The organism is Flavobacterium sp. J372, from assembly GCF_024699965.1.
Taxonomy (GTDB): domain Bacteria; phylum Bacteroidota; class Bacteroidia; order Flavobacteriales; family Flavobacteriaceae; genus Flavobacterium.
In genome coordinates this window covers 2,200,852-2,214,066 of sequence record NZ_JAJOMZ010000004.1, presented here as the reverse complement: position 1 = coordinate 2,214,066, position 13,215 = coordinate 2,200,852, and the positions used below count along the sequence as shown (strand labels likewise).

The 13,215-nt window shown below is 42.5% G+C and carries 16 protein-coding genes and 1 pseudogene; 2 read left to right on the top strand and 15 right to left on the bottom strand.

Going from position 1 to position 13,215, the window contains the following annotated elements; all coding sequences use genetic code 11:
* Positions 1–13: 13 nt before the first annotated feature.
* The 5 genes and pseudogenes from LRS05_RS10965 to LRS05_RS10945 form a co-directional block, all read right to left on the bottom strand.
* Entirely contained in the window at positions 14–352 is a 339-nt protein-coding gene (locus tag LRS05_RS10965) for a DUF6146 family protein (protein WP_257868366.1), read from the bottom strand.
* Between the two features lie 161 nt (positions 353–513).
* Positions 514–864: a nuclear transport factor 2 family protein gene (locus LRS05_RS10960; protein WP_257868365.1), complete on the bottom strand. Its 351-nt coding sequence runs from the start codon at positions 862–864 to the stop codon at positions 514–516.
* Positions 865–939: 75 nt separating this feature from the next.
* A complete protein-coding gene (locus LRS05_RS10955; RefSeq protein ID WP_257868364.1) occupies positions 940–1,902 on the bottom strand; it encodes a D-2-hydroxyacid dehydrogenase in 963 nt (320 codons plus the stop codon).
* Between the two features lie 87 nt (positions 1,903–1,989).
* Positions 1,990–3,058, bottom strand: a pseudogene (gene serC, locus LRS05_RS10950) (3-phosphoserine/phosphohydroxythreonine transaminase).
* 81 nt (positions 3,059–3,139) lie between these two features.
* A complete protein-coding gene (locus tag LRS05_RS10945; RefSeq protein ID WP_257868363.1) occupies positions 3,140–4,198 on the bottom strand; it encodes an acyl-CoA reductase in 1,059 nt (352 codons plus the stop codon).
* Positions 4,199–4,274: 76 nt separating this feature from the next.
* Here LRS05_RS10945 and LRS05_RS10940 point away from each other — a divergent pair, with 76 nt between their 5' ends.
* Complete coding sequence (locus LRS05_RS10940) at positions 4,275–4,628, top strand: 4Fe-4S dicluster domain-containing protein (protein WP_257868362.1); 354 nt, start codon at positions 4,275–4,277, stop codon at positions 4,626–4,628.
* An 87-nt stretch (positions 4,629–4,715) separates the two neighbouring features.
* Here LRS05_RS10940 and LRS05_RS10935 read toward each other — a convergent pair whose 3' ends face one another.
* Positions 4,716–5,252, bottom strand: a complete 537-nt coding sequence (locus LRS05_RS10935; protein WP_257868361.1) for a hypothetical protein — start codon at positions 5,250–5,252, stop codon at positions 4,716–4,718.
* 199 nt (positions 5,253–5,451) lie between these two features.
* Between LRS05_RS10935 and ychF the strand changes: the two genes are divergently transcribed.
* Positions 5,452–6,546: a redox-regulated ATPase YchF gene (gene ychF, locus LRS05_RS10930; protein WP_257868360.1), complete on the top strand. Its 1,095-nt coding sequence runs from the start codon at positions 5,452–5,454 to the stop codon at positions 6,544–6,546.
* Positions 6,547–6,648: 102 nt separating this feature from the next.
* Here ychF and LRS05_RS10925 read toward each other — a convergent pair whose 3' ends face one another.
* The 9 genes from LRS05_RS10925 to LRS05_RS10885 form a co-directional block, all read right to left on the bottom strand.
* Positions 6,649–7,092 (bottom strand): DMT family transporter, encoded by a 444-nt coding sequence (locus tag LRS05_RS10925; protein WP_257868359.1) that lies wholly within the window; start codon positions 7,090–7,092, stop codon positions 6,649–6,651.
* A gap of 19 nt (positions 7,093–7,111) precedes the next feature.
* Positions 7,112–8,173: an NADH:flavin oxidoreductase/NADH oxidase gene (locus LRS05_RS10920; RefSeq protein WP_257868358.1), complete on the bottom strand. Its 1,062-nt coding sequence runs from the start codon at positions 8,171–8,173 to the stop codon at positions 7,112–7,114.
* Positions 8,174–8,268: 95 nt separating this feature from the next.
* Positions 8,269–8,844: a Crp/Fnr family transcriptional regulator gene (locus tag LRS05_RS10915; RefSeq protein ID WP_257868357.1), complete on the bottom strand. Its 576-nt coding sequence runs from the start codon at positions 8,842–8,844 to the stop codon at positions 8,269–8,271.
* 88 nt (positions 8,845–8,932) lie between these two features.
* Positions 8,933–9,214, bottom strand: coding sequence for a hypothetical protein (locus LRS05_RS10910; protein ID WP_257868356.1), 282 nt, complete (start codon positions 9,212–9,214; stop codon positions 8,933–8,935).
* A 173-nt stretch (positions 9,215–9,387) separates the two neighbouring features.
* A complete protein-coding gene (locus LRS05_RS10905; protein ID WP_257868355.1) occupies positions 9,388–10,611 on the bottom strand; it encodes a hypothetical protein in 1,224 nt (407 codons plus the stop codon).
* Positions 10,608–11,045 carry a Rieske (2Fe-2S) protein gene (locus LRS05_RS10900; RefSeq protein ID WP_257866453.1) on the bottom strand — a complete coding sequence of 146 codons (438 nt, stop codon included), beginning with the start codon at positions 11,043–11,045 and terminating at the stop codon, positions 10,608–10,610. The genes LRS05_RS10905 and LRS05_RS10900 overlap by 4 nt, the downstream gene beginning before the upstream one ends.
* 2 nt (positions 11,046–11,047) lie before the next feature.
* Positions 11,048–11,179: a di-heme oxidoredictase family protein gene (locus LRS05_RS10895; RefSeq protein ID WP_257866454.1), complete on the bottom strand. Its 132-nt coding sequence runs from the start codon at positions 11,177–11,179 to the stop codon at positions 11,048–11,050.
* Positions 11,157–12,296, bottom strand: a complete 1,140-nt coding sequence (locus LRS05_RS10890) for a di-heme oxidoredictase family protein (protein WP_257868354.1) — start codon at positions 12,294–12,296, stop codon at positions 11,157–11,159. The genes LRS05_RS10895 and LRS05_RS10890 overlap by 23 nt, the downstream gene beginning before the upstream one ends.
* 440 nt (positions 12,297–12,736) lie before the next feature.
* Positions 12,737–13,204, bottom strand: a complete 468-nt coding sequence (locus LRS05_RS10885) for an MgtC/SapB family protein (protein ID WP_257866455.1) — start codon at positions 13,202–13,204, stop codon at positions 12,737–12,739.
* Between the last annotated feature and the right edge of the window lie 11 nt (positions 13,205–13,215).

Below are 13,215 nucleotides of genomic sequence, written 5' to 3'. Positions count from 1 at the left end.
TATCATTGTTAGCTTAAAATTCTGGGACATTTCCGCCAAGCCTCTGCCCGGTTTTCTGTTGAAAGTAAACAAGGTAATTGTAGAGCATGTAATTCACTTCATAACCATAATTTATATTTGGGCTGTATTCTATACGCATATCATAAAAACGGTTATTCTGGTTGAAGCGGTTATTCCACTCTGTCACCCATCGTATGTTCTTATTTTCAAGATAATGCTGTTCATAAAATCCTCTTGGTTTTGCCCGGGCAAGCCATCCGTCAAAACCCGGATCTATAATAAGTATTTCGTATTCAAGCTCATCATTGGCTATGCGTACAGTATCACCCCCGTTTGGCAGCCACTTCACCATTTTGCCCTGTAGGCAGTTTTGAAGTTGAGTTGCAGCTTACAACAAATATTATGGCAAGCGCAAATGTTACAAGATATGATTTCATACGGATAGATTTACCATAAAAGTACAAAACAAAAAGCGCCGCAATGGGCGCATTTTAAGTAATTTAACGTCAGTATCTATTTTCTTTCAATTACAAAAGCCTTTAACTCGGCCATTTTACCGTTCGTGAATCGCCAGACATCACAATAATCGTAGTCAACTATCTGGCCGTTTTCATTTTTTAATGTTATCTGGCCAATGGCAGTTACATAGTTACCTTCAGCAATTAATTGATTAACTTTAAATTTCGGTGGCTCATTGTAAACTTCTGCCATATATTGCCTTACCGCTTCTTTACCCTGCAATGTGCGGTCTCCTAAAAATTCCCATTTTGTATCTTCGGTACATTCTGCCAGGAAACCTTCATAATCACCACGTGCAATAGCTTCATTTGCCCGTTGCAGTATTTGCTTATTACTTTCCGTCATATTGTATTTTTATTTCTAATATACAAACAAAAAAGCGCCTCAATAGGCGCTTCATAATAATTTAATAAAACATGATTAAGTATTCTCAGTTTTTAGCAGGCTTATTATCTGCTCGGCAAGTTCTGTACCTATCCTGTCCTGCGCTTCAAGCGTAGCAGCGCCAATGTGTGGTGTAAGAGAAATTTTTGGGTGCATCAACACCTGCACTGCCGGTTTTGGCTCATCTTCAAAAACATCAAGCCCTGCAAATGCAACTTTACCGCCTTCAAGTGCATCAATCAGGGCAACTTCATTAATAATGCCACCGCGTGATGCATTGATTATGCCCACACCGTCTTTCATTGCCATAAGTTCTGCTTCACCAATCACATAGCCGTCCTGTGCCGGTACATGCAGTGTTATAAAATCAGCATGCCTAAATATATCTTCAATAGGCTCAGTGATTATCTCAACATTAATGAACTGGCCATTGTAGAAATCAACCCGTATATCGGCATTGCCTACAAACTTGTCGCTCGCTATAACACGCATGCCAAGGCCTAAAGCAATTCTTGCTACCGAGCGGCCTATTTTACCAAAACCAATAATGCCAAGAGTTTTGCCACGAAGCTCAATACCATTAGCATAAGCCTTCTTTAAGCCTTCAAAATTAGTATCGCCTTCAAGCGGCATATTCCTGTTAGCATCATATAGAAAACGTACTCCGGTAAATAAATGCGCAAACACAAGCTCCGCAACAGAATCTGATGATGAAGCCGGAGTGTTTATCACGTGGATGCCTTTTTCGCGGGCATAGTCAACATCAATATTATCCATGCCTACACCACCGCGGCCAATAATTTTCAGTCCCGGACATGCATCTATAATATCTTTGCGGACTTTTGTAGCACTGCGCACCAGTATCACGCTGATGTTATTGGCGTTGATGTAATTAGCCACCTGTTCCTGCGCTACTTTTGTTGTTATGACTTCAAAACCGGCTGTTTCAAGTGCAGCTATACCACTTTTTGAAATACCGTCATTTGCTAATATTTTCATTCTCGATTTAAGATTTAAGATTTATGAATTAAGATTTGCTGCACGTGCTCGGCTATTGTCTCGTGTGAGATTGGCAAACCTAAAACTTTAAACAATTTCTTCCAGCTTTTTCATTACATCTACAAGCACCTGCACGCTTTCTAATGGCATAGCATTATAGATAGACGCCCTGTATCCGCCAACACTTCTGTGACCGTTGAGGCCGCTTATATTGGCAGACTTCCACAATTTATCAAACGTTTCGGTATGTGCCTCATCTTTTAGTAGAAAGGTTACGTTCATTTTTGAGCGGTCTTCTGCTTTTGCTGTACCAACAAATAGCGGATTACGGTCAATTTCTTTGTATATCAGTTCTGCTTTCAGATTGTTCTGTTTTTCCATAGCTGAAATACCGCCATTAGCCTTTAACCATTGAAGGGTGAGATAAGATGTATACACTGCAAAAACAGATGGTGTGTTGTACATGCTTTCTTTGTCGATATGCTGCTTATAGTCAAGTATTCCGGGAATAGTGCGTCCTGTTTTACCAAGTAAATCTTCTTTTATCACGACAAGTGTTGTACCGGCCGACCCATATTTTTCTGAGCACCTGCGTATATCAGGCTGAACTTAGAAAAATCAAGCTCACGCGAAAAAATGTCAGAACTCATATCGCACACAATTGGCACATTTGTTTCAGGAAAACTGAACATCTGCGTGCCGAAAATGGTATTATTGCTGGTACAATGGAAATAATCTGCATCAGCCGGAATGTTATAGTCTTTCGGGATATAGGTGTAATTGTCTGCTTTTGAAGATGCTACAATCTCTGTATTGCCAAAATTACGGGCTTCCTTAATTGCCCCTGCAGCCCAGGTACCAGTATCAAGATAGGCCGCTTTGCCCAGTTTTTTCATTAGGTTGTAAGGTACCCGCACAAATTCAAGGCTCGCACCGCCAGACAGAAATAATGCCTGATAGCCTTTACCCTCAAGCCCCATAAGTTCCAGAACAAGAGCACGGGCTTCGTCCATTACTTTTACAAAATCTTTACTGCGGTGCGATATTTCAAGAAGTGAGAGACCACTGCCGTTAAAATCGATTACAGCTTCTGCAGCTTTTTAAAAACCTCCTGCGGAAGGATTGAAGGACCCGCACTGAAATTATGTATTTTCATCTGTTAATGAACCGTTAAATTGTGTATGCAAATTTCTGAAATGCAGGAGAAATATCGCAGAAAAAATCCGCAATAATTCGGCTATATTTTTAGCAAAAATGAAATTGTATCCACATTATCGGCATAGTCCCAAAGCCGTGGATGCTGAGCTTCGCCAAAAGCTATTTTATTAGGTATATTAAGTTGACTTACAACACATTGCAATTGATTAGTGTCCGCTTCAAGCCTGTTTTTTAAAGCAACTTTATCGTTGTAGTACTCGTAAAAAACACTCGATATGGGTGATCCATAGCCGGTATCTTCCTTAATCGTCAAAAAGCCATTGTCGAGAATTTTGAAATTACTCATCAGGAAAACCGCTTTGTTATAATCATAGTTATTAGCATATTTCTCATAAGCAATAACATCTTTGTATTTATACATCGCTTCAAAAAACTTTGTAAAGTCATAGCCTTCAGGCACAAACAGCTTTGATACATTACGGCAGCCTAAGCCAAAATACCTGAAAATGTCTTCGCCCAGCGCTTCAAGCTCTTCTTTGGTTTCATCGCCTGTGAGCACTGCTACCGAGTTACGGTTCTTACGGATGATAGCCGGCTTGTCTTTAAAATAGTATTCAAAATAGCGGGCGGTATTGTTGCTGCCTGTTGCAATAACGGCATCAAAGCCTTCAAGCTTTCCTTCAATAAATGTAATATAGTCAGCAAATTTCGGTTCAATTGTGATGAGGTATTTTGCCAGGAATGGCAAGAGGTGCTGGTCGTTTGATGATGTTTTCACCAAAACTTTATGGCCTGTGATCAATACACTCAAAAAATCATGAAACCCTACAAGCGGGATATTCCCTGCCAGTATAAGGCCTACTTTTTTAGGATGAACATTCTCTGTATCATAGGCTGATAGCCATTTATCAAGATTTTGAGGAGTGAGCGCTTCAGCCCATGATTCAATCGCAAAATAAACCTGTTCAGGCGTAAACCAGCGATTGTGTGACTGCGACAATTGTATAAGTTGTAAAAAGTCTTCAAAAAAGGGTGAATTATTTTTTACAATTGCATCTTCCACACTTCCATTTTCATGAAACTGCGATAAAAACCTGCCAAGTTCTGCGAATGCTGCTTTACGTGCTGCTAAAGTCATGCTAATGTATTTGCGTATGAATAGTTTTGGGCGTAATTTTGGTGCAAATTTACTACTAAAATACTTAAGACAAGCTATGGCTATCGTTATAACAGATGAATGTATAAACTGCGGGGCATGCGAACCTGAATGTCCTAATACTGCGATATATGAGGGCGCTGATGACTGGCGCTACAAAGACGGAACCAAACTTCGCGGAAGGATTGTTTTACCGACAGGCGAGGAGATTGATGCTGAAGAGCCTCATACGCCGATATCAGACGATATATACTACATCGTACCTGATAAATGTACTGAATGTAAGGGTTTCCATGATGAGCCGCAGTGTGCTGCAGTATGCCCGGTAGACTGCTGTGTGCCTGACGAAAATCACGTGGAAAGCGAAGAAACGCTGCTTAATCGCCAGGCGTTTTTACATGGCGATGAGTAATTAACATTAGTGTAATAAAAAATCCTGAAGCATAACTTCAGGATTTTTTCTTTTTCATAGAGTATATATTGTGATCTTTCAGAATTTTTACGGCCTTACACGGCTGTATGTCTGCACTGTAACACCATCGGTTTTATCATCATAACTTTCAACTACAAAGTTTCCGTCTTTATCAAAGTAACCAATTGATGTTGTAGTGCCGCTTCGGTAAATATAGTTGTTATTTGATGTTCTCCTCATTGTACCAAAGTTCTGGTTATCACCAGAAATCACACGGTAACCGGTTTTGTCTGTAACAAACTGATAGCGTTGGCCATTCAGGGTGTAGTAGCTTGAGCGGTCAATTTCCTGTGTAGGGATACCATCACCCGACACCGTTGTAGAGGTTGTTACCGCTACCGGAGTGGTCCTCAAGTCTTTATTTAATTTATTTGATTCAGCATCTTTAAAATCAAGTTCTTGCTGCGCTGTGCGTGTTTGGTTTACTTCGGTACTTTTTACTCCCTGTACACCATTGTTTACTGTGGTACGCTTAGTTGTAGTTTCCTGTGTAACATTCCTGTTTACCTGTGCATTTACAGAAAGCCCCAAAGCCAGTGCCAATGCTAAAGCTATATTTTTCATGATTTTCCGTTTTAATGGGTTTACACTTACAAAAGTACCTGCGTATTGTTAAAATGGTTGATAAAGAAAAGATAAAGTAGTCATAAAGTCTGCTTAGCCATAAGCAACACGCCATTAGTCAAAAGCCGAAAGGTCTAATTATCTTATTAATTCAACAACCTAAATGATTATCTTTGCACCCTTAAAATAACAACTTTACATGAAAGCAGGTATTGTAGGATTACCAAACGTGGGTAAATCAACACTTTTTAATTGTTTGTCAAACGCTAAGGCACAAAGCGCCAACTTTCCGTTTTGTACTATTGAGCCAAACGTGGGTGTGGTGAATGTACCCGACCCCAGGCTGCAAAAGCTTGAAGAGCTGGTAAACCCTGAGCGTGTGGTACCTGCAACTGTTGAAATTGTAGACATCGCCGGGCTTGTAAAGGGTGCCAGTAAGGGCGAAGGGCTTGGTAACCAGTTTCTGGGGAACATCCGTGAGTGTAATGCCATCATCCATGTACTGCGTTGCTTTGACAATGACAATATTGTGCACGTTGACGGCAGTGTAAACCCGATACGTGATAAAGAAACTATTGATATTGAGCTTCAGCTAAAAGACCTTGAAACTGTAGAAAAACGTCTTGAAAAAGTAAAGCGCACTGCAAAAGCCGGTATTAAAGAAGCAGTTGTTGAAGATGCTTTGCTTGAAAATATAAAAGCAGTGCTGCTTCAGGGTAAATCTGCCAGGGTAGTACAGCCAAAGAACCAGGATGAAACCGACCTGATGGAAAGCTTCCAGCTGATTACTACAAAGCCTGTGCTTTATGTTTGTAATGTTGATGAAGGCTCTGCCGCTACCGGTAATAAATATGTAGAGCAGGTTCGTGAACTTGTGAAAGAAGAAGATGCAGAGGTTATTGTATTGGCTGTTGGTACAGAGGCCGATATTACTGAACTGGAAACTTACGAAGAGCGCCAGATGTTTCTAGAAGACCTTGGCCTTAAAGAGCCCGGAGCTTCAGCTTTAATCAGGGCTGCTTATAAACTTTTAAAACTGCAAACTTACTTCACAGCCGGGGTAAAAGAGGTAAGGGCCTGGACAATACAGGTAGGTGATACAGCGCCGCAGGCAGCAGGAGTTATCCATACCGATTTTGAAAAGGGCTTTATCCGTGCGGAAGTAATAGCGTACGATGACTATGTAGCATTCGGTTCTGAAGCAAAAGTAAAAGAAGCCGGGAAACTACGCGTTGAAGGTAAAGAATATATTGTAAAAGACGGTGATGTTATGCACTTCCGTTTTAACGTATAATATTATAGTATAAGTTCTTATAACAAAGCCCCTCGTGATAAATGAGGGGCTTTTTATATAAACCTAATGATTATAATTAGTTTGCTTCACGAGATTTAAGACTTAATATTTTTTCATTATAATAACGCCGCCTACAATCAGGGCCATACCAATAATTCTGCCAAAGCTGATACTGTGTTCCTGAGCACCCATAATATTAAAGTTCTCCATGAGCACAGAGATAATCAGCTGGCCTGCTACTACAAGTCCGAAAGTCATTCCCGGACCAATTCTAGGAAAAGCCAGCACTATTACCGTGACATAAAATGCACCTAAAACTCCTCCAAGCCAGGCATATGCAGGAGCATCTTTTAAACCTTTCCACGATACATTTTGAGACGTTAAAACGATATACATGACCAAAGCTATTACCCCAATAGCAAAAGAGATCATTGAGGCATGCACAGGACTACCTCCGGTTTTCGCTAATTTACTATTCATCCCTGCCTGAAACGGCAGAAACGCTCCTGCCAGGAAGGCAAGAATAATCCATATTATTTTTTCCATTATTAGATAATTTTTAATTTTAAAATGCCCTTTTGTATTGCCATGGTACATCTGCAGGCTCCTCAAGTTCAATAGCTGCATGAATGCCGAAATAAGGATCACGTAAATGCTCACGGGCTATTACCACGAGATCTGCCTGTTTGTTCTCGATGATCTCATTAGACTGAAACGCATCCACAATCATTCCCACGGCCCCTACAGGAATATTTACCTGGTTACGAATAGATGTTGCCAGTGGCAGTTGGTATCCAGGCTTCACAATGTTTTGATCAACCTGTACAAAGCCGCCTCCGGAAGCTGTTATAAAATCTACACCCAATTCCTTCAGGATTTCACTTAGCCTTACACTTTCTTCTATAGTCCACGCATCTATACTATTGCTGTAATCAACTGCTGAGAGCCGTACAAATAATGGCATAGTATCAGGTATTACTTCACGTACTGAGGTTACTACCTCCCGCAACAACCGGATCCTGTTTTCAAAACCGCCGCCATACATGTCTTTTCTTTTATTGATTAAAGCCGAATAAAACTGGTGCAGCAGATAACCGTGGGCAGCATGAAGCTCAATAACGTCAAATCCGGCGTCTAAAGCATTTTTTGCAGCTTGCTGAAAATCATTTATTACTTTTTCAATTTCTTCCAAAGTCATTTCCTGTGGTTGGTGTTCATTAATTGAAGTTGCTGAAGAGCTTTTAGGACTCCATCCTCCGTCTTTAGCTTTTAATGGTTTAAAGCCCTGCTCAGGATGGCTTGTACTGGCTTTACCTCCTGCATGCCATAGCTGGATACCTATTTTACAATTTTGCGCATGTACAAAGTCTGTAATTTCTTTCCATGCTTGTACCTGTTCCTGGTTCCAGATTCCAACATCTGATAAGGTACACATACCCTCCGGAGACACAGCGGTGCATTCGGTTAAAATCAATCCCGATCCCCCTACAGCGCGGCTACCGAGATGAACCAGATGCCATTGGCCGGGCTTTCCGTTTTGTGCACTGTACTGCTGCATTGGCGACAGTACAATCCTGTTTTTTAAAGTTAAGCCCCGCAGGCTTAACGGGCTGAAAAGTGCTTTCATTTTGCATTGTATTTTGATTACAGTACAAAGTTCACCTTGGATGCTGACAGGGAAAATGAAGTATTTTAAAAAATAAGGTTGAAGTAGTTCAACATTCAGAGTTTATTATTCCTGATTTTTGACAAAAACTCTGTAGACATGCCTAAAAAAGAAGCAATAATATATTGTGGAATCTCTTGTATAAACTGCGGATACTGCCTGGCAAAATTTTCATAACGCTGCACAGCAGTTTGAGTATGAAGGGCTATCATACGCCTCTGTTGTGCCGCTAAGCCCCTTTCTGCTATGATCCGGAAAAAGGACTCATATTTAGGGTTGAGTTGCTTTAAATATTTTTCGTCATCAAAGGAGAGTTCCATAATCACAGAATGGGAGAGTGCTTCAACAAATAAAGTGGCTGGTTGTTGATAAATATAGGAGTTATAATCTGTAATCCACCAGTCTTTGACAGCAAGAGCAATGGTAATTTCCTGCCCAGATTCATTGATTACAAATGAGCGTAGTGCCCCGTCTACAATATAAAATCTCTTAGATGCGGTAAAGCCGGGTTGTACAATTAATTGTTTCTTTCTCACAGATCTGGATACAAACATTTTCAGGAAATCCTGAATTTCTGTATCATTAACCTCTATACGGCTGCTCAAAAAATCTGCTAATCCTGTATTGTACACTTTCCTAAATTTTAATGAAATTCATATAAAATACCGTATACTACAGCTAATGTATGGAAATACTTTTAAAAAAAGCAACAACCTAAAATTACCATCTTGTGGCAAAATTTTTCTGCGCTGTATTTTGCCGGGATTTTGCCACAGAACTTTTGTGCCGTTTTATAAATTCTGGTGAAGTGCAGGGAAATAAAAAAACCTGCAAATCATTGATTTTGCAGGTTTTATACATTTTTTTGTGGGTTTTTGTAAAATTTGGAAAAGCTTGATTTTCCGTATTTAACCCTTTTCGTGGGGAGAGCAGGATTTGAACCTTTCGGCTGAAACCCGCATCAGTGCTGCAAAAAGCAAAATCGTAAAAAGTGATTGCCACGATTTTGCCACAGATTTATAAAGTGGTAGCTAGAGCTAACTATTTGACTATTAAAGAACGCCGCTTCTTTTGCAAATTTAGTGATAAAATTTTAAAGTTTAAAAAATTAATGTGCCTACTATAATATAATATGATGGACTTGACTTTCAAATGGCTACCATTCTGCCTAAGCATTAAAAATACGTACTCAATCCAAAGCTGAAACCTTTTGTCAGGCTGGGTGGATTGCCAATTAGGTCTGTTGCCTCAAGTATCCTGTAATTCAGGCGGAGCACTGTCCGCGCTGAGGGACGGAAGCTTATTGCCGGCATGATGCTCCATATCTGGTCACCGATATTGTGGCCAGTCTCATTAAATTTCCCAACATTATAGTCCACATATTCAAACCTGCAGGCCAGGTTTACAGATGCGTTTTCCCAATCAAGAATCTTACGCCTGATAATGGGCTGGACAATATCAGCAAAGCCACCCATTTGCCTGCTGCCGTATTGTTGGCCGAACGTCTCGGGAACATCCACCCACACCCATGCCCATTCAGCGGTAATGAACGTATCAATCCATGGCAGGGTGTTATTGTAATCAAGGGCGTAGACATCAACCCTGCGCTTTTTGTCCAAGGCGAGCCCATCTTCCTCAAATTTATTAAATACACCGCCCATGTAGGATACCCCAAGCTCACCATATTTGGAATTCCTGACTGAAACCTTTCCGGTAAATAAAGGAATCCCGCTGTTGATGGCTTCAAACCGTTCAGGATTAAGTTTTGACGCAGGGAGCGATGTCCTTCCTAAATTGTTATCAATGATGCGGTCGTCAAAGCTGCCCGAAAGGTAAAGTTCGTATCCGTACATCCAATCCTTAGAGTATTCCTTGCCGTAAATCCCGAATCCCGCATTGCTCCATGTTGAAGGCAGCATCTCGGTGGAAGAGATAGGCCTGTCGGTGAATTCCCATTTTGGGCCGTCGTGGTTCTGGTTGAAAGAGCCTATCGGGTTAAGTATTATACCCGCCCTTAGGTTGGCGAGTGGTATAAGTTCCATATCAATGGCCGCAAATTCTATTGCGATTTCTTTGCCACCTTCTTCAAATTCCAGTTCACTGAGGAACTTGATACGTGTGGATATCGTTGATGAAACGAACAAAGTCATCCTCCTGAATTCGAATTGGTGCCCTTCCGAGACCCCATCAGTACTCAGGCGCTGCCAGTTTACTTCTGCGTAGCCTCCGACAGAAACCGGTAATTTACCGATGCCAAGGAAAGGACGGTCATACACTGCATCCATATTCAGGGCATTCTTGACGGTATCCTTGGGTATGCGGCGAAGAAGCACAGGGTCGATTTGAGCCAGCAGGGTAGTAGTGAACAGAAGCGAGAGTATAGTAGTTATTTTCTTCATTGCTTTTTCAGGGATATTTTGATGAAACCGTTTTCAACAGCCGTAGGGAATTTTCTTAGCGCCCGGTCAGCTGGGCCATTTCGCACCGCACCGATATTGCTGAACTCACTGCCATGGGCAGGGCATTGCAGCGTATCTCCAAAGACCTGCAATTCTGCACCCATGTGGCTGCACTCCATCCAAAGGGCGGCATATTCATCATTGCTGTGCCTAAATACGCAAATTGGGAAACGGAGCAGTTCATTACTAACTACTATGTATTTTCGGTATCCTGTGGCCTCATCGCCAAAATCGGATACCGGGATTACCAGGTTATCGCCGTCAATAGCACTATTCACTGTTTTGGCGGGAGCACAACCGGCAGGTACTGCCATAGCTGCGAGTCCGCCGAAGCATGCCAGCCCACAGGTTTTAAGGAATTGTTTTCTGTCCATGGTTAAAGGGAATTTAAAAATTTGATCAGGGCTTGTTTCTCATCCTGGGTAAGCTGGTTGTAACGGCTGCGGCTTCCGGCAGCCTCACCGCCATGCAGCTGTATAGCTTCTTCAATGGACCCTGGCCCTGCCATCGTGCATCAGGAAGAAATTCCCGCCTTGTGAATTGGGCGACAATCCCAGCCCCCATAGCGGGGGTGTCCGCCATTCGTATGTTTTAGCGGAACCTTCGGTGTAACCATCGTCGAGTCCCGGCCCCATATCGTGGAGCAGGAGGTCGGTATACGGGTAAAACGCCTTATAGGATAGAGCCTGTACAGGGGAATACCCCGTCTGCAATTGTGGCTTGTGGCAGGCAGCGCACTGTATCTGGCTGAATAAAGCCTTCCCCTGCAAAACCTTCGGGTCATTTTGGTTGCGGGGTATCGGTGCCTTGAGGGTTTGGAGGTAAAACACCACGTTACGGATAGTCGCATCGCTAACCTCCGGGTCGCCTGTCAGCCCCGAATAAGGATCGAGGGGCTCAAAAGTGGAGGTTACCCCGATATCCTGGTTGTAGGCGGTGGCTGTTTGCTGTAAAAGGTCAAATGCAGCACCCTTCTTTCCAAAGCGGCAAATGTACTTGCCATTCTGTTCCGCTGCCCCTTGCGGGATGTTTACATAGCCGGGGACATGGTTCCAGTTGGGTACGCCTGATATGCCATCGCCATCGAGGTCATCCGGATCAGCTATAGCCAGGATATCGGTATCAGATACCAGCTCAATAAAACCCAGACCGGTATTCGCCGGGGGGGTGAACTTAGAGAACGTCGCCCCAAAAGGAATCTGTTCAGGCATGTAGCCCGGTAGCGAACGATTTTGAAGCTGGGGACCTCCCAAATGCAGGAATTGGTTCCCTGTTTCATCGACCTGTCCAAAGCGGGTCAGTGTAGTTGATGGCGTACCCCTGCCATCTCCTGCGTGGCACGCTACGCAACTGTTGGCCACGAATGTTGGGCCAAGGCCGGTTTGCGAGAAAAATATCTCATCGTTAAAAGCCACATCACCGGCAAGGAAACGCCTGTTTTGCTCATGTGTAAGCCCTTCCAACGGCCCATCGAGGATATGGTCGTCATCGGGAGCCTCTGTTTCAAAATTTGAACAGGAAAATGATAATAATCCAATACATACAATACCGAGCTTCTGGAAAGATCTTTTTTTAAATAAGACGAAATATACTTCATTGTTTTGTGCTGTTTTATTTTTAGACAAAACTAAAAATATATTTCAACAAAACAAATTTTTATAAAATATGGAGCTTCGGTAAGACCAATACGATGTTGGCATCAAGATTCTTAATGCTAAAGCAATGTGTCTTTTATTCTATAAGGTTGAAGATAACCGGATGAAATTTTTTGAAGTCGACACCCACGAAAGTTTCGGGCTGCACCGCACGCGCTGTGAATGTAGGGATAAAATTAGGGATGGTCGTCCTTCCGATATGCTCTGTTTTTAGTTAAGCGAGCCCATTCGTCTTAGTATTATTCAACATTGGCACTTCCTGACTTAATTGGCAATATCGAATTGGCATTTATGGCACATAAATGATCTGGATATTTTCCGGGAATCTGAGAGTGGTTCTTTTGGCATCCCTGGCATGGTTAGTATGTGTAGTATGTAAAAGGCCGGGAAGCTTATCAGTGTAAAAAGAATTAATCGTGGTCTTCGTATTCCTTTTGTTTTAGCTTTTCTTTCCATCGCATGTACCATTTTTGGTGGTGGAGTGATAAAAGGAAGTAGAGGAAAGTTGCGCTTGCCCCGGCAATAATGAACATATTCAGCGCTACCGCCACCCCTACGGCTGAAGTGCACCATACCGTTGCCGCTGTGGTAAGCCCCTGCGATGTTCCGGAAGCCCCATTCCTGTAAATGATGCCGGCCCCGAGGAAACCTATGCCCGTTATGATATTGGCGATGACCCTCGATGCTGCCGTAGGGTCATCCGCCAAATGCATTGTCACGGCAGTAAATAATGTAGCCCCGACACATACCGCCCCATAGGTACGGATGCCCGCGTCCCTGCCATGGCGTTCCCTGTCCAGGCCAATGAAGGCTCCGAGAAGGAAGGATACGACCAGTTTGATGAGTATGATAAGTTCGGAAGCGATATCTATCTGCATAATTCTATAGG